The organism is Nitrobacter sp. TKz-YC02 (assembly GCF_049852135.1).
GTDB lineage: Bacteria > Pseudomonadota > Alphaproteobacteria > Rhizobiales > Xanthobacteraceae > Nitrobacter > Nitrobacter vulgaris.
In genome coordinates, this window is sequence record NZ_CP180728.1 from 818,212 (window position 1) to 841,549 (window position 23,338).

Genomic DNA, 23,338 nt, shown 5'->3' on the forward strand with positions numbered 1-23,338 from the left:
CGACCTTTCGGATGAAGCCGATTGCTGTAGCCATTGAAAGAGCTGTCGCGGCTTTCAATCAGGGAGACACCGCCCTTGGGATCGTAGAATACGGCGTCTTCATGAAAAATCTCGTCGATCGCCGTGCGTCGACACGGGCGTGCTGCTGCCAACGATAGCCGGCTGCGTCCCGCATTCACCGAAATATATCGGGTCCTGAAATCGGACTCATATTGTCTCACCTTCAATGCCTCCCTTCGGGGAGGCATATTTTGTTGCCCCGACCCATCGTCACTCCACCCGCACAAGTTGCACACGATCGTGAGAATCGGAAATAGTCACCGCATTTATTGAGGAGTTGGCTGAGGACTAAACGATGGCGTGGAGACGAATCGTATTGATCGCGATCGGTATTGCCTGGGCGACAGCAGCGGTTTCTCAGGCGCCGTCGGATCCCGCAACTACCCCGCCCCCTTCCTCAGCGTCGGCCACGCCTTCCTTAAGCAATTTGGAGCGACGCGCGAAAGTCTACAGTACCCAAAGAAACTGCGTTGATCCCGGCGAAGAACGCACTGAGCTGATTTCCGGCATTCGTCCGGTTGGTGATACCATCGTCCTCAACTCATTGTTCCTGCCGACCGGCGGGCGCACGGATGTTGGCGTAAAGGCGGCCTACGTTGACAAGACGCGATACTTCGCACTCATCAAAAGCGATAGCGGAAAATTCTCGCTTCTGAAACGCCAGGATGTATCAACGCGCGGCGCGCGTGAAACCGATGAGCTTGTCAAAAACGGACTTCTCAGCGCCGATGAAACGGTAGTAACGCTCAACCTTGATGATTCCGTCGCTAGCCTCTGGCGAGGTGCGGACCTTTATCTTTACACTTGTGCGACTACGGGGTCTCCGGCACGCGTCTCGCGCATCCATGTGCATGTCAGCTCGTACAAAGCGAGCCTGTGGATCACGCTCGCCATATTGCTCGCGCTCTACGTTTTTGTTGCCTACCTCGTCCGCCGCACTGATCATACGCTCCTGTCATTTGTCCGTTCTCTGGATCCTGTTCGCCTGACCGTAGGACCGGACGGGCGCGCGAGCCTCTCCAAGCTGCAGGTCATTTTCTTCACCTTGATTGTATTCGGCTTGATTTTGCTTTTGGCGCTGCAGACCGGGAATCTCACAGACATCTCCGGGACGGTCGTCACGTTGCTGGGCATCAATGGCCTCGGCGCGACCATCGCCAAAGGCGCTGACGCAAAACGCCTTACAATCTCGCCAGAAAATAGAGCCTGGCTCCTGCGTAAAGGCTGGATGTCCTCTTCGACCCCTGACATTGATTTTACGAAAGCCCGATGGGCGGATCTGTTTACGACAGGACGTGAGTTCGATGTCTATCGATTTCAAAGCTTTGTATTCGCGATTGTTGTCGGATTGACGATGATTGCTGGCGGCTTCACGCAACTTTCCGCCTTCACGATTCCTGACACGATCCTCGGCATCGTTGGCCTAAGCCAGGCGGTCTATATCGGTGGCAAGTTGGTTGTCCCCACCGAAACCGCGGACCTGAATGCCGCACTCGATAATTTGCGCAACGAGGAAAAGAGATTCCGCGACGCTGCCGTAGCCGCAAAGAAAGCGCCTCTCGCTAGTTTGCAAGAGGCGATCACGCTTTCGAGCGCGGGCACCTATAGCGCCTACATGGACCGCGCTCGTGGCGTTAGTGCGCTGTTCGAATCGCAAACCGGCGTAACCGTGCCTTCAACGGCACTTGAACCATCCTTCACATAACGGATCATGAGGGTTAGCCGATGGCGAAGAGCATTCTTATCTTTGCGGACGGGACTGGCAACGAAGGCGGCTTGCTCCCTGACGAAAGCAGAACCAATGTCTACAAACTCTACTGCGCGACACGGACCGGGCCCGACAGCATCATCGACCCGAACAAGCAGTTGGCCTTTTACGTCCCTGGGATCGGGACGCCCACACCGCGCCATGACTCATGGTGGGCCCGGACTAAAGAATATGTCCAGCAGGCGTTTGGGTTTGGCATCACCAAGAAGGTCATCGATTGCTATGTCGCCATCCTCGGCTCATGGGAGCCGGGTGATCGAATCTACCTGTTCGGCTTCAGTCGAGGGGCCTATACCGCCCGATGCGTAGCGCATGTCCTTGAAGTCTGCGGCGTTTCGACCCAACAGCCTGATGGGTCCGCTCTCAACCTCGATCCCAAGTCGCTGCGCGCCATCGCCAAGGAGGCGGCGTCCTGCCTCTATGTCGGTGGCATGCCGCGAAACATCAACAGCGCTAACAGCCACATTGATGAGTTCCGGTCGAAATACGCGCCCGCGCTCGGCCTCGCGAACGGCGCCTCCGCCTACCTGATCGGCATTTGGGACACCGTTGCTGCCATAGGCTGGCAGCGAGTGTTTCCCGATTGGACCTATGACCGGCATTTTTGCCGCGATATACAATATGCGCGGCATCTTCAGTCGATCGACGAATGCCGCAAAGACTTCAAACGGGTCGCCTGGGGCGGAAGTGGCACGGTCACTTGGCCCGACCGCAAGGATGAACCCGAACAATTCGATCAGATTTGGTTTGCTGGAAACCATGCCGACATTGGCGGCAGCTACCCCGAGAATGAGTCTCGCCTGTCGGACATTACGCTCGCTTGGATGGTGAAGTTCATCAGCGAGGACATCCGGGAGGATGGCCGCGTTCTGGTGGATCGATCACAGCTGAACTTGTATCCCGCCTGCGATGGCATGATGCATGACGAGTGCATGGTCGGCATCGGCGGCACCCGCCTTCACTGGGATAAGGCACCTCGGGTGGTCCCGGATACGGCGACGCTGCACCAATCCGTATACGACCGTCTGGCGTTGCCTCGGGTTCGAAACTTCACAAGCTTCGGACCATACCGTCCGATTGCGCTCCAAAATCACAAGGATGCCAAGGCATTTTTCGAGGAGCGGGTCATTGAAAAATTTGGTGAGCTTGCTCCGAGTGTGGCCTCTCCAAACAGTTGAGAGAAACCTAGACGGTGCTATCTGACGATCGGCACAGTCAGCCGTTCCTCCCTATAGAGCCGATAGTGCTTCTTGTGATTGATCCGAACTCCTGGTCGGGCCAGAAGCAGCCCAGGACGCCGGTAACCAAACCGACGCCGGTGCAGGTCAACTCTTTCAGCCGGGTCCGCAACGCACCATCGTCCGGTGTTCGTGGGTCCGATCGGTTCAAAGGCAACAATAGATCACGATCTTCATTTCAGTCTGGAGTTGCTTCAGGCTTGTTCTTCTCGACGACAAACCGTTTCAGCGTTGAAACTTTTGCATCGGGATCGCGCCTGTCCGAGATCGTCTGAAATCGCATCTCCGCACGCTCTGGCGTTATATCAGCCGAAACATATCCACGAGGACGGCTGTCGAAGAAATGAACATGTGGATTTTCCGGCAACATCTCGGCGAAACGCTGATAGGGCGGTCCGTCGGAAGTGATTGAGGTGCAAACGAACTCTGTCGCAACGGTCTGCGACGATGGATTGTTGAAATTTGCCTTCAGGTCTGTGGCCCAGAACGAATGAATGTCGCCACCGATAAAGACAGGATTTGACACCCTCATGTCACTTATCGCTTCGAGAACACGCTGCCGCGATGCCGGATAACCGTCCCAACCTTCGGTCCAATGACCGATGGCGCCGGCCGCATCGCGCTGGCGAAACTGCGCAACGAGCTGGCTTTGCGCTAGCACGTTCCAGGTCGTGTCGCAGTTCTTGAAACCATCAAACAGCCATTGCTCCTGCGCATGGCCGAGAAGAGAGCGGGTTGGGTTGAGCCGCTCTGTGCAGCTATCGGACGCGACGTGGCCGCGTCGTGACGGCGGCACCTCACAAGGCTGCTTGCTGCGATATTGCCGGGTGTCCAGCACGGTGAAGGTCGCGAGCCGACCGATGCGAACCTGCTGATAGAGCTGAAGCGAGCTCCCGCGCGGCATCGCGCGGGCTCGCAGCGGCATGTGCTCGTAATAGGCTCTATAGGCGGCCGTTCGTTGCCTCAGAAACTCTTCCGGGCTCGTATCCATGTGCATTGACCATTGGTCGGCGTAGTCGTTTGCGACCTCGTGATCATCCCAGGTCACAAGACATGGCGCGGAGGCATGCAATGCTTGGAGATCGGGATCGGTACGATAGAGTGCGTAGCGATTGCGATAGTCCGCAAGGCTCACTGCGGTCGGTGCCCCATGCCTGCGCACGATAAGGCCGGCGTGCTCGTCCGGCGCCGTGAGCTCATAGATGTAGTCGCCGAGAAATAGCACCAAATCAGGATTCTCTGCTGCCATGTGCCGGTAAGCGCTGAAGTATCCGAACTCCCAATGCGAACAAGAGGCAAAGGCGAAATGCAGGTGCGCCGTCGGATCGTCTGACAGGGGTAGGGTGCGAGATCGACCGATCGGGCTCTGTTCGCCGAGGGCCGTGAATCGATACCAATACGGGCGGTTTGGTGCGAGGCCACCAACCTCGATATGCACGGCGTGGACGAAACAGCGATTAGCTTCGACCGTTCCACTCTGGACGATGCGCCGCATTGTATCGTCGGCAGCGATTTCCCAATGGACTTGGACGGGATCCGAGAGTCCACCGGAGCCATCGGGCGCGCGCGGATCCGGTGCAAGTCGCGTCCATACGACGAAGCCGTCTGGGGAGGGGTCACCGGAAGCGACGCCGAGTGTAAACGGCGTGCCATGCGAAGGCGACCGCGCGCGCCCGTAGTTCCCGATCAGAAGCCCCCCGCCGGCTGCCCCTGCTCCCACCAGAAAGTGTCGACGAGACGTTGCGAAGGCCGCCATACTAGTCTGATCCGCAGGAGAACGTAATTTCGCGCGAGACTAGAACCACTTTGTTACAGTTCCTTGAGAAGAGACCAAGGTTGGGGGGATTTGTTGGTCTTGAAGACCAAGGCGCACCATTCAACCGCGGGAGCAAGCACGTCGGACCGCGAGGGCTAACGCACTGGCCGCCTGCCGCGCATATGACCGTAGTCGAATCCTGGCGCGATTGCCGGGCGGCGCTGCGGGGTGCGGCTTGAGCTTCCAGCAATGAAGCTCAAACCGAGTGTAGTTGGCTTGAACCTTCGTTGGGTCTGGGCGACTCATTATCGATCGCTAGGGATTTCAGTAAAGGCAGCACCGACGGCGGAACATACTCCGCCGCGCGGCGTTGTGCGTTAGTGGGCTGGAAAACACTCACCGTGAGCAGCCAAAACATGCCGACCCAGAGCTTCGTCTGCGGCGAGGATGGGACGACGGGGGGGTGCGGATTTGTCCAGGCTGGTTGACCCGTGGGGGGCCCGTTAGAGGTTTATCTGGCCCTGACCCCTGCAGAGCTCGAACGCAAGCCGCGACAAGGGTGATAAATTCCGCGTGGAGCGCTACTCCCTCACGGACGAACTTATCTGGCCGCGTCGATACCAGCGCGAGGAACAAGCGTGTCTTACGGATACTTTGCCAGGAAATACTAGCATGGCCAAAAAGTGCTGAACAACGGGTTCGCCCGGACCGATGTGGAAACCGGCGGCTTTTTTTGCAAGTCGGCGTCCGCCTTCGAGATATGCTTATACTGACGAAGATGTTCAGCCTATGACCCGACCATGAACCAATCCACGATCCGCTCCGGATCGGTCACATCCTCCGTCACGCCCCACCCATAAGCTCCTTGAAGCTGTAAACACCGTTAGCAAGTGGCGTCGCCGATTCTTGAAGGATCGCTGTGAATGAACGCAGAGAGATTCGCAAACGCTCCGGAAAGGCGGGTGACAGCGAGATCAGCTCAGTGCGTCCGGCTCCCCCTTTAATGCCAGCTTCCGCAAGATTTTCTGCCCCGCAATGCGCCCGGATTCCCAAGCCCCGGTCATTTGACTGGGGCACTTCTTCAGGCTTTGCACGAACGCTTCGCCTGCGAACACCAAATTACCGACGACCAGCGGGTTACGGCGTTTGAAGCCGGGCAACATGGCCGAATAGGCGCCGAGGAAATTCGGATTGGTTGTCCAGTCGGTGATATGGATGCGGCCTTCCAGATTGTCGCGCGCACCGCTCAGATCCGGTTCGCCGACGCGATCGAGCAAATCGAGCATCTGGCTTTCCATGCCGGCATAGCGCGCCCCTTCCACCAGGTCCGACATCGCGCCCGAGGCAAAAATCGTGACAATCGGTTTGCCATCCGTGTGCAGATGCAAGAGCCAGGCATGGAGCTGATCGTAGATCGTGACGAATGTGTCCCGTGCGATCTTGCGCTCGGCAAAGAACTCAGGCCGTAGCGGCACAAAGATCTTGGTCAATCTGGCCGCCGTCATGCCCGCAAGAACCGGATCCAGCTGCGAGTGCACGTTCTTGTCGAATCGCACGGTGTTCGATTTCAGCACTCCAACAGAAAGTGTACTGAGGATGTAGTCAGCCTCTATCGCTTCCTGCTCGGTCACGATTTCAAAGTGCTTTCGAGTTTTCTTGACAGCTTGCACAACACGGCGCCGCCTTATGTCGGCCTTATAGAACTTAGCTTCGTGGGTCATGGCGGCGATGAGCTTTTCAATGCCATCCTGCAACTGCATGCCACCGGAGCCCGCATCATCGCCCCAAAATTCATCGCTCGAAACCTTCGCGGCGCTGTCGACCGCCATCCAGTTGTTGGCGCGTTCCTCGGCCACGGCGACGATCACGCGTGACCTAGACATTTCGGCCAATCGCCGTAGAGAAATATCTTCATCAGGATGCTGCGCCTTCCAGATCACGTACGTCTCATAGAGCCGGTCCATCGCCCATTCGCGCTGCTCCGGTGCCATCCCACCATCGACAGAAGCACTGAAGCGGCGCGTAGCCGTATCGATGCTGATCGGCCCCAGATCGTAGTGCCGATCGCACGCCCACTTGTAGAGTGGGTTCCTGGCACCGCCATGAAACCAGTGCGGACCGGCATCGACCGCCACGCCTGAGGACAATACATCAGTACGCGCCCGCCCGCCGATCCAGTCCGTGGCTTCAAGAATGGTCATCCGAGGCCGTGCGATTTTCTTGCCGGCCGCAATGAGTTTGTCGACACCTTCACCGATGGTGATCGCGGCGGTGAGGCCGGAAATGCCGGCGCCGATGATAACGACATGTGTACGCATGGCCGAGAAGCTTGGAGTAAAGGAAGCTTTTCCTCAAGCCCCACCGCGTGGAACTGGCTTGCGGGAATTGGATTGTGAGTGCGGGCGTCCAGGGTGCGGCGCGTGTGATCGTCACAAGACAGTGCGGTTATGGCTATCGCCGGATCACATCTCTGCTGGTCGACGCAGGCTGGCAGGTGGGATGTGATCGGTCCAGCGGCGTCGTGAGGGGCTGAAGGTACCCAGGAAGCAGCGGCCGCGTGGCCGGCTCTGGCTGAACGACGGATCGTGCATCCGGTTGCGACCGCAGCATCGCAACCATGTCTGGAGCTACGATTTTGTGGAATCACAGACCCACGATGGGCGCAAACTCCGGCTGATGACTTTAATCGACGAGTTCACGCGGGAATGTCTGGCCATCCGCGTGGCTCGTCGTATCAACAGTTTTGGCGTTATCGAGACGATGACCGACGTGATGCTCACCAGAGGGGTTCCGGAGCACATTCGATCCGACAACGGTGCGGAGATCAAGATCGTACGCGGTTGGTTCGCAAAACTCGGAGCAAAGACGCTCTACATTGCGCCCGGCAGCCCATGGGAAAACGGCTACTGCGAATCCTTTCAACGGCAAGCTGCGCGACGAGTGCCTGAACGGCGAAATCTTTTACAGCCTAAAGGAGGCCACCGTCGTCATCGAGCAATGGCGCAAGCACTTCAACACGATCCGACCGCATTCATCTCTGAGCTATAGGCCGCCGGCACCGCAAACATCGGCACCTACACCGCTGCGTCTGGATCGGAGCGCGGCGATGCAGTAGTCTCTATCCCGCTGGTCCAAAATATCCGTCAGGTCAGGGCCTCGCGGCGGGTTCAATCGTCGCTTCATTAAACCCCGGTTGGATTGCTGTCTCTTCGCCGATGCGGCTTACGACCGGCTAAAGTTGATGGACAAAGCCGCCTATCTACGGTTCGTGATCGAAATCATCCGTCGCCGCGACGGGCAGAAGGGCTTCGAAGTCCTGCCGCGTCGCTGGGTCGTCGAACGAACGTTCGGCCGGATGATCCGCTGGCGCAGGCTCGTTCGCGATTACGAGCGTCGCATCGACGTCTCAACCGCCATGATCCACGTCGCCATGGGCAGCGTCCTCATCCGCAGAAACGCTCATTCCTGATTTTCCAAACGGGCTCTTAGAGTGTTTGCGTCAGCGCGCTTGAGTTCAGATTGAAGGGAAGATTCGGGTTCATCGTAGCCGCAAGCAGCTAAGATGATGCAGAAATCCGGGCCGGACAAAGCGCCGGCAGACCAAGTTTGAAGGACATCCGCCGACAGCTACTTGGACATTACTCAACCGAAGAAAAGATCCGCAAAGGCCAAAGGGAAGACAAAAGGCAGCCCCGGTGCACGTATTCTCCGGGCAGCTGCACGGCAAGTTTTGAAAACCTGCGGGTGTTGATCTCTGCCCACTGGTCAATGGACGGCGAGTTTAAGCCGCAACGTCGGTTCGATCTTCCACGATCGCGCAACCCTCATCGATCGCGAGTATAAAAATGTTTTTCAAGCCAGCGTCACGCATTATCTCGGCGGCGGCGTTGAACGAGGACACCGTTTTCCACTCCAGGTTTTCGCCCGGTGGCGGCAATTTCTCCGGTCCGAAGGCATATGCGGCGCGTTTCGACTTTTCGCCGGTCACACTCTGCTCAATAAACTTTTGTAGCCGGCTCATTTCGTGACCCTAGATATGCGTGAAGCCCCCGCTGGACTTCAATGGGTGCGGCATTGGCGAGCGCCTCGCGGCATTTGTTGCTAGCCGAAAGGTCGTTTACCTATGATTTGTGACGGGCATAAAACGAGAGGAACCGCGATGAGACAGACCGATGTCTCTTGCACTAAATGCGGAACCGGATTCGAGCGACTAGAGCTGGTGTCGTTACCAAGGCGGCGAATTCCGCTGCCCGATCTGTGGTGAGGTCTTAGAAGTTTTCAATGGTGACGAAGGGTTCGTCACCTATCGTCTCACGGTCCCGCACCGAAAGAAAAGGCCCGGCGCGATTACAGCGCCGGGCAAGTAGGAGCGGCTGGCGCAAAGGGGTTGGAGGACCTAGCGCCAAGCGATGATCTATTGATGATTCGTGACGGTCAGATTTCACGCAGGGGTTGTTGCCTTACAACTGTCTTTCCGGCCCGACCGGGACGGGGCCCCAACCGTTCTCCCGCGCCGAAGCCGCCAATGGCCTTGTGCCGGCGGCTTCGCAGTTTCAGACTTCGTTGTCCGGAAAGCCCTCACCCGCTCGGGGGCGGGATCGCGCAGGAATGATCGGGCAGCTTTTCTAAGAGTCAGTAATTCCACTGGACCTGGAATCTAAGCACATCAGCCCTAAACCGTTCGTAAGGGGCATTCAGCGCGACACGCTCATCGACATATGCCGACGGCTGATCGGATCGATCCGCAGGGAATGCGTTGATCATATCGTGGTATTCGGCGAACGCCATCTGCGCCACGTGCTGCGCTCGTATATGAGCTACTACAACAGCACGCGCACTCACTTATCATTGAAAAAGGACGCGCCGATGTCACGTGCCGCCGAGACAGCCGGGCGCATTCTCTGTCGACCGATTCTGGGCGGACTGCACCATCAATATGCTCGGATTTGATTTGCGGTAGATCCGGCTGCGAAACTGATTGTGATGGCGATTCGAAGGATGGCCTTATTTAACTGCACGCGTTCGGCACAATCGCCGCTCCGCCATAGCTTACGCGCCATTGTAACAATGCTGTTGCATAGCAACACTAAACGGGAGCAATGGCCAAAGACCGAACTGCTGCTGAGGTGCGCCGCACCGTGTTACTGTCCGCAAGCCTGATCACACTGTCCGTTGGCGCTGCGTCAGCACCAAACGCCACATCCCGCAACCTGATCCTGTTCATCCCGGACGGCCTGCGAGGGCGTATCGTGACGCCGCAGACCGCGCCTGCGATGGCAGAGCTGCGCGAGAAAGGCGTCAACTTCAAGAATTCGCATTCGCTGTTCCCTACCTTGACTATGGCCAACGGCTCGGCGATGGCAAGCGGGCATTATCTCGGCGATACCGGCACGTTCAGTAACACCATCTACACCGGCTATTCGTCGGTGCCGGCGGGCGACACCGTCGTCCCCTTCATCGAAAACGATGCCGTGCTCGGCGATATCGATGAGCACTTCAACGGCGACTATCTGAACGAAGACACCATTCTGAGAATGGCGCGGGCACAGGGCTTCAGCACCGCGGCGATCGGCAAGCTCGGCCCGACCTTGCTGTTCGACCATACCGATCGTGGCAAGAACACGATCGTGATCGACGATTCCACAGGTGGCAAGAACGGCGTTGCATTGTCCGACGAAATGAACGACGCGCTGACCAAGGCCAATCTGCCGCTGGCCACGCCTTCACGCGGGGACAATGGCAAGGCCGGTGACGCCAAGACGCCGGGCACGACTGCGGCAAATATCGCGCAGCAGGCTTACATGGCCGATGTTGCCAGCAAGGTCGTACTGCCGATGTTCAAGGCCCGCAACAAGCCGTTCGTGCTGGTGTTCTGGTCGCGCGATCCCGATGGCAGCCAACACAACACCGGCGACAGTCTCAACACTGTCACGCCCGGCATCAACGGTCCGACCTCGATGGCCGGCATCAAGAACGCCGACAACAATCTGGCGCAGCTACGCAAGGCGCTGGACGACCTCGGCCTTGCCGCGAGCACCAACATCATCGTCTCTTCCGATCATGGCTTCTCGACGATTTCAAAGGAGAGCAAGACCAGCCCTTCGGCGAAGATTTCCTACGAGGACACACCGAAGGATTTCCTGCCCCCGGGCTTCCTTGCGATCGATCTGGCAAAGGCGCTGGACTTGCCGCTGTTCGATCCCAACAACAAAAATGCACAGGTCGGCGACAATACGCACCCCAAGAGGGGCAACGGCGTGCTTGGGCAGGATGCCTCAAAGCCCGATGTCGTGATTGCAACAAATGGTGGATCGGACTTGATCTACATTCCCGACAAAGATCGGAAGCTTGTGGATCGCACAATTCAGGCGCTCCTGGAACAGGACTATATCAGCGGCATCTTTGTGGCTGACGAACTCGGACGTTTCCCGGGAACGCTGCCGATGTCGGAGCTCGGCCTCGAAGGCAAGGCGATGACGCCACATCCGTCCATCGTGGTCAATTTTCGCTCGTGGTCGTCCGGATGCAAGGAGCCGACCAACTGCTCAGTCCAGATCGCTGATAGCGTGCTGCGGCAGGGCCAGGGCATCCACGGCAGCTTCAGCCGGGGTGATACGTTAAACTTCACTGCAGCGATCGGGCCGGACTTCAAATCTGGCTATGTCGATGCCCTGCCCGTCAGCAGCGCCGATGTCGGCACTACCGCTGTAAAGATCATGGGGCTGACGCAAAAGCCCCAGGGGAAATTGATCGGTCGTGTGATGACCGAAGCGATGCCTAATGGCGCAACTCCGCAGGCCTATTCTGGCGTTGTAAAGTCGAGGACGTCGGCCAACGGCTTGCGCACTGTGCTGAACTTCCAGCGCGTCGGCACGCAACGCTATTTCGATGTCGCGGGCTTCCCCGGCCGTACGCTAGGGTTGGATGACGAGGGCGGCGAACAGAAAACGGCGGGGAAATAACCCGCCGTCGCTAGCATCAGTGTTGGATAAGGCTTAAGGGCCGAATCGGAAAGAAGTCGAGTAGGCTGAATCAGTTGTGGTTCCATGTAAGGCGCGTGATTCGTGATGGAGCTGACCAAAGTTCAATTTTTCGCGCTCGCGAGAAATGGCGGGCACTACGTGCGGCCGAACTGGCTCCGGCGAGGCTCGCAGAGCTCGCCAAAAACTACAGCGACCACGACTGAGGCACGCGACCTCGCCAAGCAGGCGGCGATGTAGCGTCGAATTAAACCAAATTTTAACCAAGGGCGAGCACGCTTAGGCAGAAGACGTCTACTTCGAAGATGCGGCCGCATCGGGTCGGTGCGATCAAAGAACCAGGGCTGCCAGGTTCGCTTTTCAAACCGGAGTGGAGACGTTTGATGGGAAAAAAACAGTTCGCCGCTTTGCCGTTTCAACTGGATAATTCCGAACTCCGGGTGATGCTGATCACCACAAGACGCAAGCGAAGGTGGAGTGTCCCGAAAGGATCACCGATGCGCAAGAAGAAGCCGCATTGTACGGCGGCGGCGGAGGCTTATGAGGAGGCAGGCCTAGTCGGCATCATAGAAAAGCGCCCGGTTGGCAACTTCAAGCATCGTAAAGGAAAGGGTGAGCGCAAGCGGACCATAAGTGTTGACGTCTTCCCCATGAAGGTAAATGGGCAGGAGCGCTGGTGGCCAGAAAAGGGTGAGCGGGAAGCGATCTGGGTCTCGGCGAAAACGGCAGCGCGTCTGGTGAGCAAGGCGCAGCTCCGACGTCTGATCACCCGCTTCGCGGCCACGAGGGGAAATGCGTCCTCTGCCGTTGGTGAGGGAAGCCGGTCCTAAGAACCCCCAGTCCAGCACCCCGGCGGATTGCGTCGCCCGCGTTCGCTTCGCAACCAGCTTCGCTCGCCGCGCGATTAGACCGCTCGGATTAGTTCTCGACCTTAGGACGGCGCAGCCTTTGGAGATCGCTGTCCTGAAGACGTCTTCCCGCATTGCCTCTTCGGCCGCGTTGAATGAGGGCACCGCTCTCCACTCCAGATTTTCGCCATTGTCCCTACCGCAAACTATATCCGGCTGGTAGTTGATTGAGAATCGGGTGATGCTGTTGCGTGATGTTGGACCTGTGTAGACTGATCTGGCGGATGTTCACGGATCTTTTCCGGTCGCGCGCTACGCTTGAGACCGAGATTTTAGTATTGAGGCAACAAATCAATGTGCTTCGGCGAGGGGCGCCTCGCAAGCTTGCTTTCAACCTAATTGACCGACTGATTTTCATTGGTCTTTACCGGTTGTTCCCTCAGACCTGTCGTGCGCTTGCGATCGTTAAGCCGGACACTGTTATAAGATGGTACCGTGCGGGCTTCCGATTGTATTGGCGCTGGAAATCGAGGCATCGCTGCGGTCGACCTGCTGTGCCGTTGGAAATTCGCCGGCTGATCCGCAAGATGAGCATTGCCAATCCTCTGTGAGGAGCGCCGCGGATCCATGGCGAGTTGCTCAAGCTGGGCATCGAGATCGGCCAGACCAGTGTGGTCAAGTATATGGCGCGGAGGAGGGCCCCTCCGTTGCAGGGCTGGAAGACGTTCCTTCGGAACCATGCTGACGGGATCGCCGCGATGGACCTTTTCGTGGTGCCGACAATCGCCTTTCGTCCACACTACGGCCTGCTGATCTTGGGCCATGGCCGGTGGCAGATCCTGTGGTTTGGGGTGACCGCGCATCCGACGGCCGAATGGATCGCCAACCAACTGACGGAGGCGTGTGGCTGGAGCAGGCCCCTCGTTACCTGATCCGGGACCGCGATGGCGCCTACGGCGAGATATTCATGCGTCGGGTTCGATTCATCGGTATTCGCGACCGCCCGACGTCTCCTCGCTCACCCTAACAGAACGCATATGCCGAACGGCTGATCGGATCGATCCGCAGGCAATGCCTTGATCATGTCGTGGTAGTCGGCGAACGCCATCTGCGTCACGTGCTGCTCTCGTACATGAGCGACTACAACGGCACGCGCACCCATTTGTCATTGAACAAGGACGCGCTGATGTCACGTGCCGCCGAGACAGCTGGACGTATTCTCTGTCGACCGATTCTGGGCGGACTGCACCATCAACATGTTCGGATTTAATTTGCGACAGGCACAGGTGCCACAGCGGCGGAGAGCGGGTGTTCCGCCACCGGCGCCGTGCTGATCGGCCCGGGCAACTTCCAGAACGGTTTGGCGCTCTCGAAGCGAGAATACGCCTTGCGCGCGCGATCGAGCGCATTGCTGAGCTGCGCTTGTTGATCGCCAATGATAAGTCCCGCAGCAAATGCGCAGTGGCGGCTTTTCTCCTCCGTCAAACCTCTTGTCCGGCCGGCGATGATATCTTCGAAAAGCGCCTTGTGCGTGACAATGTCATTAGCCTTGCCCAGGCAATTCTGCAATTGCGTCAACGAAGCCCTGATTTTCTTGTGTTGCTTCGCGGATTTCTTGCGATGGTACAGGTCGGCAAAGAACTCGATCGCATATCGGACTTTCTTGACCTGAATCCGCAGCCTGTGCAATTGCTCCGCATTGAGCCCGTCGATTCTTGCGCCTCGTCGCTTGATCCTTTTGCAACGGCGCGAAAGTTGTTCGGCGGCATAAAGCTCGATTGGCATGTCGCGCCGCGTGCGCATCGCCGCGTCTTCCGAAGTGCTCCATAAACCAGCCTCCACCCACTCCACGGTATTGAGAACGAGTGTACGGAATCGAGCGGACCGGACCGCCTCGTGCGCCTGCCGATAGCTCTTCAGGCGCTTGCGCGCGAACATCTTGCCGATGTTGGCAAGGCCGGGCTCATTGGCATGGCGCTTCCGTAGCGGCTTAATGACTTCGAAGAGAAGCGTATCCAACTCGCGTGCGGGGCCTAGTTCCTGTGCCAGCCATCTTAATTCAGTCCTTATCGCGCCGTTGCGGTCGTCGCCCACCACCACGGAAAACAGCGAAATGGCGGCGCGCAGCCGGCGCAGTGCGACGCGCATCTGATGCAGCGCAGTCATGTCTCGGCCCAGCATGGCGGGTACATTCGCGACCAAATGGCGCAAGCAGGCCCGTCCAATCAGGGTGAATGCGCGGCCCGTACTCGTTCCCGCGCTTAACTCTGGACTGCTTGCCGTCTCGGCCGCCACCGCCATCTTCTCGACGAGTTCATAGCCGCGGTCGGGTTTGCTCTTAAATTCGAGATGGGCTGGTACAATATCGACGATGTCACGCGCGACCTTGAAAAGGTCCGCAGCTTTGCCGTGCTTGAGCTCTAGTTCAATCTCTGAAACCGGGCGCGAGGAGCCGGTTGCGAGAATCTGGCCCTCGTCGATCGCCATGACGATATCGGCCCCATTTCCGTTCAGATGATAGGTCGTGCGCTCAACCCGGGTCTCAAAGATCGGTTTCAAGGGTTTGCGCGCTTCATCGATGAGAATTCGGCCAAGAGCCGTGTCCTGCACTCGGGAGAGGTCTGGTTGATCACCCTCGATCGTCTGTTCCCACTCGGATCGCTCGAAAAGGCCAGCGCCGCGATCGGTTGACTTTATGGTCTGGAGGTACTTGTCGCCGACATGGCGCACCCGCAAGATCAATCCATGATCACGCAGAAACAGATCGTCGGAATCAAAATAGGTCGAATCCAGCATTTCATGGGTCGGACTATCAAGAGAACCTATAAAATGAGGGTGATTGCGAAGCGCGATGATATCTTCGGGTGTGACCCAAAGCTTTAGTTCGACTTCGGTTGGATTGCCGGCCATGATCAATTGCTGATCGAGAGAGGGATACGTGCCGTCAACGAATCTGACGACGGTCATAAAACTATCACATGACAGCCGGCTGCGGCATGTGATTTTGCTGTCACATTCAAATTCTGTTCGCGGGTTTGACTTGGCGGCGGAACTTGGGGCGACTGTTTCGCACCTTGGAGGTGGGTAAATTATATTATCGCTCGCGATTCCATCGAGCGAGCATCTTCGCTGCGATCTAAGCTTTGTGGGCATCGCGGTGCGCTGGTATGGCGTTTGACCTTCTGGCCATAGGTTTGATTGAAATTTTGCAGTGCATGTCCACAATGCAACCGACTGGGCGTGCACTCTTCGGTCGCGATCGGGGTAAACCGAGATGTTGCGGACAGCTCAATTCGCCAGAGAATGACCCCAACTCGACCTATCAGCCGTTCGAGAAACAGCTACCGTCCGTGTGGAGTGTCATAAAGTTCATAAGAACGGCGCTTAAATCATTGGGGCTTTTCGCCGGCCTGTTCCGGGCATTGTGACAATTTCCACCTAGAAACGTTGCGGCTGGAATGTTGTAGATTGTCCATGAAAATATCAGGTCTCACCTGCTCATCGTGCGCATCGGCTTACGAAGTCGCGGAACTAAGCTTGCTGGTTGGACGGCCGGGTAGGCTGGTTATGCGCTCTGCGGCCAACTTCTCGAGTCCTGGCAGGATGGCAAGCTGCGAGCCTATCGACTAGTTTGTTGCTAGAACACAAGTAACGATCCATTACTCCGCCGCCATTTCCGCACAACGACCGCTTGACCTGACGACCGTCAGCGCAACGCGCTGTGTTATCGGCTGCAAGTACGGCGGACGGCATTATTCGATACGCCAACAGCTTGTCCGACACGCCTCCGGGGGCACCGATGGATTATTTCCGCCGCTTCACCTTCCTGTTCGCTGCTCCCGTCTTCGATACCGACGATCTCGAGGGTCTCCGTTTCAACCAAATCGTCGCGGAGATCGAGCGCTCCGGCTTCGAGGTCGTAAGGGCACGAAAGCTTGAGGATGCGGAGATCGCTGTGCAGACCGATGCGGCGATCGGCTGCATGGTAGTCGACTGGGGCAAGAAGGGGCTGGAGGGCAAGACCGCTGCGCTGATCAATCTGATGCGGCGGCGGGGCCTCGACTTTCCGATCATCCTTCTGATCCGCCGCAAGCGGTTCGAGGATTTGCCGGTCGAGGTGCTCGACTTCATCGATGGCTACGTGTTCCTGTCGGAGGAGACGCCGCCGTTCATTGCAAAGAACCTGATCAGCCGCCTTAAGCAACATGCCGAGACGCTGAAGACGCCGTTCTTCGGCGCACTTGTCGACTATGCCGAGGAGGGCAACCAATTGTGGACCTGCCCGGGCCATAATGGCGGGGTGTTCTACAGCCGCAGCCCGATCGGGCGGGTGTTTGTGGAACATCTGGGCGAAGCGGTGTTCCGCGACGACCTCGACAATTCCGTGCTCGACCTTGGCGACCTCCTGACCCATGAAGGCCCGGCGCTCAAGGCGCAGAAAGAAGCGGCGCAGATCTTTGGCGCCGAAAAGACCTATTTCGTACTCAACGGCACCTCGACGTCCAACAAGGTGGCGCTCGGCGCGCTCGTCACCGACGGCGACCTCGTGCTGTTCGACCGCAACAACCACAAGGCCGCCCATCACGGCGCGCTGATGATCGCCGGCGGCATTCCGGTCTATATCCCGACGGTGCGCAACGCCTGGGGATTGATCGGCCCGATGCGCTGGGACGCGCTCGACGAGACCGCGTTGCGCGAGCGCATCCGCAGCCATCCACTGGTCAAGGACGCGGATGCCTGGCGCAAGCCGCGCCCGTTCCGCGTCGCCATGGTCGAAGCGTGCACCTATGACGGAATCATTCACAGCGCCGAGATGATCCTCGAGCGGATCGGCCATCTCTGCGACTACATCCTGTTCGACGAGGCCTGGGCCGGCTTCATGAAATTCCACCCGCTTTATGCCGGCCGCTTCGCCATGGGCCTTTCGGGCCTCGATGGCGAGGCGCCGGGCATCATTGCGACCCAATCGACCCACAAACAGCTCGCGAGTTTTTCGCAGGCCTCTCAGATCCACTTCAAGGACCGACACATCAAGGGGCAGAAGCGGCGGATCGAGCACCGCCGCTTCAACGAAAGCTTTATGCAGCACGCCTCAACGTCGCCATTCTATCCACTGTTTGCATCGCTCGACGTGGGCGCGCAGATGATGAAGGGCCGTTCCGGTGAGGTGCTGTGGGACGACACCATCCGGCTCGGAATTGAACTGCGCAAGAAGATGCGTGCGGTACGGCGCGAATTCGAAGAGAAGGAGCTGCGTCCGGAACGGCGCTGGTTCTTCGAGCCGTTCGTGCCGGACCGCGTGGCGATCCCCGATGTCTCTCGCGAGGGCGCGGTGCATAACGTCGCATGGGAGACCATCAGCACCGACCTGCTCGCCACCAACCCGTCCTATTGGCAGCTGCGGCCAGGCGCTGCCTGGCACGGATTCCCGGAGCTGGCGCCGGGCTTTGCGATGACCGATCCCAACAAGCTCACGATCCTGACCCCGGGCTTCGACCACGCGACCGGGGACTACACCGACCATGGCATCCCCGCTCCGATCGTCGCGCAATATCTTCGCGAGAACCGCATCGTGGCGGAAAAGAACGATCTCAACTCGCTACTGTTTCTGCTCTCGCCCGGCGTCGAGGCCAGTAAGGCCGGCACCTTGATCAGCGGCCTCGTCGCGTTCAAGAAACTGCATGACGACAACGCGTTGCTGGAAGAGGTGATTCCCGAGTTCCATCGGCGCCGATCGGCTCGCTATGCCGGCGTGCGCCTGCGCGATCTCTGCCTCGAGATGCACGGATTCTTCCGTGGCGCCAATGTCAGCGCGCTTCAGGGGAAACAATTCCTGTCCGAGCATCTGCCCGAGATCGCGATGTCGCCACGTGATGCGGCGCGCTATCTCGTTCGCAATGATGTCGAATATTTACCGATCGATGCCATCGGTGGCCGCATCGCCACCACCCCGTTTGTGGTCTATCCGCCGGGTATCGCCACCATCGTGCCGGGCGAACGGCTCACTGAACGGGCGCAACCGATGATCGACTATCTCAAGATGTTCGAGACCTGCTTCAATATGTTTCCGGGCTTCGAGGTCGAGATTCAAGGCGTCTACAAGGAAGTCGATGCATCCGGTCGCACCCGGTTGCATACTTACGTGGTCTCGGAATGAATCGGCCGATGCAAACCAGGAACCCGGGCATGACAAACGAACTGCCGGTACTGGTCCGCCCTTCGCGCGACGGCGATGTCGAGGCGATGCTTTCGATCTACCGCCGCCATATCCGCCGCGGGATCGAGGACAGTATTGACGACAGCGCGCCGGAGCCGGAGGATTTGCACGACCGGCGCAAAAACCTGCGCAATCACCGCCTGCCGAGTCTGGTCGCGATCTCAGGCAGTGAAGTCGTGGGTTACGCCTATGCGGTACTGTTCCGCAAGCGGCCGGCGTACCGCTTCACCGTCAAGCATTCGATTTACGTCCGTCACGAGCATCAGGGTCGCGGTGTCGGGCGGCTGTTGCTACAGCAACTGATCGACACCTGCGCGGCCTCTGGTTTTCGGCAGATGATTGGCTATATCGACGCCGACAATACGGCGTCGCTCGCCCTTCACGTGAAGTTCGGCTTTCGTGAGGCTGGCCTGCTGCCTGGCGTCGCCTATCGCTACGGCCGCTGGGCCGACACCATCATGGTGCAGCGGTCGCTGGGGGCCGGTGTAACCGAGCCGCCACTCCTTTCCAACTTCGGTCGCTGAATTTCTGCTGGTGACGCTGGTTATGTCGCGCGCCACCCTGGTCTAGAAATACGTTGCATATCCAGAAATTGCAGGATGCATTTACTATATAATACGTGTCCCAAGCCTCCCTGCGGGTAGTCGAGCGCTCGTAATACCAAGGCTCGCTAGTCAAAACCGGTGCGCCCAATCACGCATTCCGACGAACATAATGCGCCAAGGTTGATCGATTAGCCTGTTCCAAGCGTAGCAGCAGTGGTTGACGATATCTTCGTAGGACTTGAACACGCGGTTCGACAGCCTGTTGCCGCGCATGAACTGCCAGACGTTTTTCTGCGGATTGAGTTCCTGGCACTTCGCTGGCAGCGTAAGGATCGTGATGTTGGGTGGAACCATCACGAGGGCGGCGCCCTTGCCGTCCTTCGGGCAGATCGCACCAAAGATGTAAGTGTAGGCGGTTCGCTGGTCGCGCGAGGGGCGGCATGGCGAACCTCCCTCGTTCGCCATGTGGAATCAGCCCGCCGCTGATTTGAAAAGCCCCACAGAGTCACGCTCTCCGAGATTTAGTATAAGTCCGATCTCGAGTGGGCGCGAGCCAGGCTTGAGATCGCCACGGCCGACGTAGAGCGGGGGACGCCGCTGATCAGCCCCCATAGCCGGGCGTATTTCCGATCGGCGCCTCGACGCCGGAAATCTGATCACGGGTGGCCAGAACGGGGCGACCTTGCTGACCGTGATTGTTTCCCTCGATCCCATTCACTTCATATTCGATGGTAATGAGTCTGCACTACCTGTGTCTCGCCGCAACGAGCGTGCCCCAGTGCTCCAGCTTCATCGGTCGCAGCGGAAGTTTTGCGGAGGTCGGGCGCAGGATCGATCGCGCGCGTTTAGATGCAGCAAGCGAATACGTTGTCGATGACGCTTCGCGAATAAAGGCATTGCCGCGAGTGCTGGCAATCAAACTTGGACGCTGACTGAAAGAGCCACCATGGAAATGGGCGCGCTCAAGCACAGGCTGCGCCTTAGTGTCGTTCATTGCACGTCGGGAGCCCTGTCCTCTTCCTTTATGGCAACCCGACAACGCAGACGAATGGCAACTGGTCATGGCAGGGCTCGCTGAGCGGCACCGGTGCATTGCGCCGGCTTCTGCACGAGAAATGATCTCGAGGTTAGGTGGATGCCCGATTCGTCTGCATATCCGATCGGCAAGGAGGCTGCCGCAGCAATTACATTTGGCTGGTCGAGTGGGACGGGGCCAAAACGAACGCCACAATGCCTACAGCGCCTTGGTCCGCCGGAGCAGCCACCAAGTTAGTGCTCCCGCGGCGATCACCAGCAGCAGCGCGTACCAAGTGCCCCCGTCGCCGGTCTGGAACGGCATGTCCTTGGTGTTCATGCCGAAGAAACCGGTGACTAGCGTCGAGGGCAGCATGCAGGCGGTCAGGACCGACAGCGTGAACAGGCGCCGGTTGGTGATCTCCGTCATGCGGCCGGCGATTTCGTCCTGCAGCAGCCGCGCGCGCTCGTAGACCGCGCTCAACTCGTAGTCAAGCGCGTCGAACTTCTGCGCAAGCTTGCGCATCGCCGACAGCAGGACTTAGGATTCGACGTCGTCGCGGGTCTCCATGCGATGAAACAGCGCGCGGACCTGCGAAAGCTGCCGTCGCGTGCGGATCGCCTGCAGGCGCACGCGGCCGAGCCGCAATCGCTCATCGTCGATCTCGTCGTGCAGCACGTGATTCTCTGCGACATCGAGTTCGTCACCTAGGCTCGCCGAATAGCGTCCGATCACGTCGGCGAACTGGTCGACGATCGCATCGAACAGTGACACTGGAGTGGGAAACTTGCGGCCGCCGTCGATCGCACGCCGCGTCAGCTCGATCGCGCGCAGCGGTTTGCGCCGGGCGGTTATTATCAGTTTCGACGAGATCGCAAAGTGCACCCGTAGGAGCTCGTCGCCCTCCCGCAAGAACTCCTGATGCAGGTCAGGCAAGACGCCAGCGATCTCCTCGTCGAAGATATCAAGGCGGATATGCTCGTCGGTATCGAGCAGGGTTTCGCGTGCAACATCGGACAGCTGCGCGCTCCTGGCGAACCAGTCGTAGCAGCGACGGTTGGACAGATTGAAATGCAGCCACAGCCAGCCGTGCGGATCGGCGAGTTCCGCATCGAGGTTGGCGATGTCGAGCTTCGTCGCGGAGCCGTCTCGCGCGAAGCGATAGGCCGAGATGATGCCGATTTCGGCGAGGGCCTGGTCCATCCGCCAACCCGTTGCTTGTGCGAGGCAGGCAATACGTCAATGCAGTGACGGTTAATGACAACTATCTAAACCCCATCGAGCGTCTTTGCCAACTTAAACGCTTATAGCCACCTGTCCCTACCGCAAACCAAGAGCCCCTCCATCGCAGGGGTGGAAGACGTTCCTTCGTAACCACGCTGACGGGATCGCGGCGATGGACCTTTTCGTGGTGCCGACAATCTCGTTCCGACTGCTCTATGGGTTGCTGATCATGGGCCACGGTCGGCGGCAGATCCTGTAGTTCGGGGTGACCGCGCATCCAACGGCCGAATGGATCGCCAATCAACTGACGGAGGCGTGTGGCTGGGAGCAAATCCCAAGTTACCTGATCCGGGATAGCGATGGCGCATATGCGAAATATTCATGCGTCGGGTTCGGTCCATCGGTATTCGAGACCGCCCGACGTCTTCTCGCTCACGGTGGCAAAATGCATACGCCGAACGGCTGATCGGATCGATCCGCAGGGAATGCGTTGATCATATCGTGGTATTCGGCGAACGCCATCTGCGCCACGTGCTGCGCTCGTACATGAGCTACTACAACGGCACGCGCACTCACTTATATCATTGAAAAAGGACGCGCCGATGTCACGTGCCGCCGAGACAGCCGGACGCATTCTCTGTCGACCGATTCTGGGCGGACTGCACCATCAATATGTCCGGATTTAAATCGCGATAAGCCAGGTAGGAGCGTGTCAGCGATGCGTATTGCAAGAGCGAGGCTCGTTTAGATGTTGGTCTGCTCGGGCGGCACGCCTTTGGGGAGCTGCGCGGCTCCGTTTGCTTCTTCGCACGCTACCTCCTTCATGCCCACGCCGTAACAGGTCATCGACAACGATCCCATGGCATACCCGCGGAGCAGAGCCTGGGCATCCCTGTCCGCCGCGGCCAATCCCGCTGTATAGAGAAGAGGGATAAAATGGTCAGGTGTGGGGACAGCCATGTGAAAGTCGGGATGCTCGACCGTTGTCAGAATATCGGCAGGGGCTTCGGTCATTTGGCGGGCCACCATGTCATCGAAGCGGTGCGCCCAGTCGAAGCCGATGTCGGGGCGGCTCCGCTCAATGAGGCGAAGATTATGCACGACGTTGCCGCTGGAGATGATCATCACGTTTTGCTTGCGCAAAGCACTCAGCTTGACGGCGAGGTCAAGGTGATAGTCCAGCGGCTTTAGAGCGTTGATCGATAACTGGACGACAGGGACATCGGCTTTCGGAAAGAGATGGGCGAGCACGCTCCAGGTGCCATGATCGAGGCCCCATTGATCGCGATCGGCACCAACCCAGTGCGGCTTGACAACCTCCGCCACCTCGCCAGCTAATTCCGGCAGGCCCGGTGCGGGATAATCGAAAGCAAACAGTTCATCGGGGAAGCCGTAGAAGTCGTGAATGGTGCGCGGGTGGGACATGGCGGTCACCGCGGTCGCCCCGATGAACCAATGCGCCGACACGACCAGCACTGCGCGCGGTCGTGGCAGCGTTTGTCCGAGCTTCCGCCACGCCTGTGTGTAGCCGTTATCCTCCAGGGTGTTCATCGGGCTACCGTGGCCGATGAAGAGGGCGGGCATGATGGCCACTTCAAAACTCCCGTTCAAATACTCTACAGGTTCAAAAGCGCCCGCGATGCCAGCATCGCCGTTCTAATTCAGGCGTCCCGGGGAAGGACCGACA

The 23,338-nt window shown here is 58.4% G+C and carries 14 protein-coding genes and 6 pseudogenes; 11 read left to right on the forward strand and 9 right to left on the reverse strand.

What is annotated here, in order from left to right; genetic code table 11:
- The first annotated feature begins 376 nt into the window (after positions 1 to 376).
- Both ACM561_RS03815 and ACM561_RS03820 read left to right on the forward strand, forming a co-directional pair.
- Positions 377 to 1,765, forward strand: coding sequence for a hypothetical protein (locus ACM561_RS03815; protein ID WP_425908161.1), 1,389 nt, complete (start codon positions 377 to 379; stop codon positions 1,763 to 1,765).
- Between the two features lie 20 nt (positions 1,766 to 1,785).
- Complete coding sequence (locus ACM561_RS03820; RefSeq protein WP_425908162.1) at positions 1,786 to 3,006, forward strand: phospholipase effector Tle1 domain-containing protein; 1,221 nt, start codon at positions 1,786 to 1,788, stop codon at positions 3,004 to 3,006.
- Between the two features lie 32 nt (positions 3,007 to 3,038).
- On the opposite strand, the pseudogene ACM561_RS03825 reads toward ACM561_RS03820, so the two are convergent.
- From ACM561_RS03825 to ACM561_RS03840, 4 genes and pseudogenes are all read right to left on the reverse strand, one after another.
- Positions 3,039 to 3,199: pseudogene (locus tag ACM561_RS03825) on the reverse strand (IS3 family transposase); the annotation flags it as partial.
- A gap of 45 nt (positions 3,200 to 3,244) precedes the next feature.
- Positions 3,245 to 4,822: an alkaline phosphatase D family protein gene (locus ACM561_RS03830; protein WP_425908164.1), complete on the reverse strand. Its 1,578-nt coding sequence runs from the start codon at positions 4,820 to 4,822 to the stop codon at positions 3,245 to 3,247.
- Positions 4,823 to 5,493: 671 nt separating this feature from the next.
- Positions 5,494 to 5,687: pseudogene (locus tag ACM561_RS03835) on the reverse strand (MFS transporter); the annotation flags it as partial.
- Between the two features lie 109 nt (positions 5,688 to 5,796).
- Positions 5,797 to 7,140, reverse strand: coding sequence for a flavin monoamine oxidase family protein (locus ACM561_RS03840; RefSeq protein WP_425908165.1), 1,344 nt, complete (start codon positions 7,138 to 7,140; stop codon positions 5,797 to 5,799).
- Positions 7,141 to 7,244: 104 nt separating this feature from the next.
- On the opposite strand from ACM561_RS03840, the pseudogene ACM561_RS03845 reads away from it, so the two are divergent.
- Positions 7,245 to 7,937, forward strand: a pseudogene (locus ACM561_RS03845) (IS3 family transposase); the annotation flags it as partial.
- A gap of 90 nt (positions 7,938 to 8,027) precedes the next feature.
- Positions 8,028 to 8,291 (forward strand): annotated as a pseudogene (locus ACM561_RS03850) (transposase); the annotation flags it as partial.
- 312 nt (positions 8,292 to 8,603) lie between these two features.
- On the opposite strand, the gene ACM561_RS03855 reads toward ACM561_RS03850, so the two are convergent.
- Positions 8,604 to 8,843, reverse strand: coding sequence for a hypothetical protein (locus ACM561_RS03855; RefSeq protein ID WP_425908167.1), 240 nt, complete (start codon positions 8,841 to 8,843; stop codon positions 8,604 to 8,606).
- A 1,078-nt stretch (positions 8,844 to 9,921) separates the two neighbouring features.
- Here ACM561_RS03855 and ACM561_RS03860 point away from each other — a divergent pair.
- The 4 genes from ACM561_RS03860 to ACM561_RS03875 all read left to right on the forward strand — a co-directional run bounded on the left by ACM561_RS03860 (position 9,922) and on the right by ACM561_RS03875 (position 13,920).
- Positions 9,922 to 11,784 carry an alkaline phosphatase family protein gene (locus ACM561_RS03860; protein ID WP_425908168.1) on the forward strand — a complete coding sequence of 621 codons (1,863 nt, stop codon included), beginning with the start codon at positions 9,922 to 9,924 and terminating at the stop codon, positions 11,782 to 11,784.
- Between the two features lie 401 nt (positions 11,785 to 12,185).
- Positions 12,186 to 12,632, forward strand: coding sequence for an NUDIX hydrolase (locus tag ACM561_RS03865; RefSeq protein WP_425908170.1), 447 nt, complete (start codon positions 12,186 to 12,188; stop codon positions 12,630 to 12,632).
- A 653-nt stretch (positions 12,633 to 13,285) separates the two neighbouring features.
- Positions 13,286 to 13,582, forward strand: coding sequence for a hypothetical protein (locus tag ACM561_RS03870; RefSeq protein WP_425908172.1), 297 nt, complete (start codon positions 13,286 to 13,288; stop codon positions 13,580 to 13,582).
- A 155-nt stretch (positions 13,583 to 13,737) separates the two neighbouring features.
- Positions 13,738 to 13,920: a hypothetical protein gene (locus ACM561_RS03875; protein WP_425908174.1), complete on the forward strand. Its 183-nt coding sequence runs from the start codon at positions 13,738 to 13,740 to the stop codon at positions 13,918 to 13,920.
- Here the strand turns inward: ACM561_RS03875 and ACM561_RS03880 are convergent.
- A complete protein-coding gene (locus ACM561_RS03880; RefSeq protein ID WP_425908176.1) occupies positions 13,917 to 15,617 on the reverse strand; it encodes a CHAD domain-containing protein in 1,701 nt (566 codons plus the stop codon). The genes ACM561_RS03875 and ACM561_RS03880 overlap by 4 nt on opposite strands.
- Positions 15,618 to 16,449: 832 nt before the next feature.
- On the opposite strand from ACM561_RS03880, the gene ACM561_RS03885 reads away from it, so the two are divergent.
- Positions 16,450 to 18,807 carry an Orn/Lys/Arg decarboxylase N-terminal domain-containing protein gene (locus tag ACM561_RS03885; RefSeq protein WP_425908178.1) on the forward strand — a complete coding sequence of 786 codons (2,358 nt, stop codon included), beginning with the start codon at positions 16,450 to 16,452 and terminating at the stop codon, positions 18,805 to 18,807.
- Between the two features lie 29 nt (positions 18,808 to 18,836).
- The gene (locus ACM561_RS03890) at positions 18,837 to 19,391 is read left to right on the forward strand and encodes a GNAT family N-acetyltransferase (RefSeq protein ID WP_425908180.1); all 555 of its coding nucleotides are present in this window, start codon (positions 18,837 to 18,839) and stop codon (positions 19,389 to 19,391) included.
- 150 nt (positions 19,392 to 19,541) lie between these two features.
- Here ACM561_RS03890 and ACM561_RS03895 read toward each other — a convergent pair.
- A pseudogene (locus ACM561_RS03895) lies at positions 19,542 to 19,874 on the reverse strand (IS630 family transposase); the annotation flags it as partial.
- Between the two features lie 772 nt (positions 19,875 to 20,646).
- A pseudogene (locus tag ACM561_RS03900) lies at positions 20,647 to 21,630 on the reverse strand (CorA family divalent cation transporter).
- A gap of 402 nt (positions 21,631 to 22,032) precedes the next feature.
- Between ACM561_RS03900 and ACM561_RS03905 the strand changes: the two are divergent.
- On the forward strand, positions 22,033 to 22,239 hold the full coding sequence (locus tag ACM561_RS03905) for an integrase core domain-containing protein (RefSeq protein WP_425908182.1): 207 nt from the start codon (positions 22,033 to 22,035) through the stop codon (positions 22,237 to 22,239).
- Between the two features lie 156 nt (positions 22,240 to 22,395).
- Here ACM561_RS03905 and ygiD read toward each other — a convergent pair whose 3' ends face one another.
- Positions 22,396 to 23,235, reverse strand: coding sequence for a 4,5-DOPA dioxygenase extradiol (ygiD, locus tag ACM561_RS03910; RefSeq protein ID WP_425909629.1), 840 nt, complete (start codon positions 23,233 to 23,235; stop codon positions 22,396 to 22,398).
- Positions 23,236 to 23,338: the final 103 nt, after the last annotated feature.

What these genes read in the sequence shown, in the direction of transcription:
- ACM561_RS03880 (WP_425908176.1), bottom strand. Translation starts at nt 15,617, where the DNA reads ATGACCGTCGTCAGATTCGTTGACGGCACGTATCCCTCTCTCGATCAG.
- ACM561_RS03840 (WP_425908165.1), bottom strand. Translation starts at nt 7,140, where the DNA reads ATGCGTACACATGTCGTTATCATCGGCGCCGGCATTTCCGGCCTCACC.
- ACM561_RS03830 (WP_425908164.1), bottom strand. Translation starts at nt 4,822, where the DNA reads ATGGCGGCCTTCGCAACGTCTCGTCGACACTTTCTGGTGGGAGCAGGG.
- ACM561_RS03865 (WP_425908170.1), top strand. Translation starts at nt 12,186, where the DNA reads ATGGGAAAAAAACAGTTCGCCGCTTTGCCGTTTCAACTGGATAATTCC.
- ACM561_RS03890 (WP_425908180.1), top strand. Translation starts at nt 18,837, where the DNA reads ATGACAAACGAACTGCCGGTACTGGTCCGCCCTTCGCGCGACGGCGAT.
- ACM561_RS03860 (WP_425908168.1), top strand. Translation starts at nt 9,922, where the DNA reads ATGGCCAAAGACCGAACTGCTGCTGAGGTGCGCCGCACCGTGTTACTG.
- ygiD (WP_425909629.1), bottom strand. Translation starts at nt 23,235, where the DNA reads ATGCCCGCCCTCTTCATCGGCCACGGTAGCCCGATGAACACCCTGGAG.
- ACM561_RS03905 (WP_425908182.1), top strand. Translation starts at nt 22,033, where the DNA reads ATGCGTCGGGTTCGGTCCATCGGTATTCGAGACCGCCCGACGTCTTCT.
- ACM561_RS03820 (WP_425908162.1), top strand. Translation starts at nt 1,786, where the DNA reads ATGGCGAAGAGCATTCTTATCTTTGCGGACGGGACTGGCAACGAAGGC.
- ACM561_RS03855 (WP_425908167.1), bottom strand. Translation starts at nt 8,843, where the DNA reads ATGAGCCGGCTACAAAAGTTTATTGAGCAGAGTGTGACCGGCGAAAAG.
- ACM561_RS03885 (WP_425908178.1), top strand. Translation starts at nt 16,450, where the DNA reads ATGGATTATTTCCGCCGCTTCACCTTCCTGTTCGCTGCTCCCGTCTTC.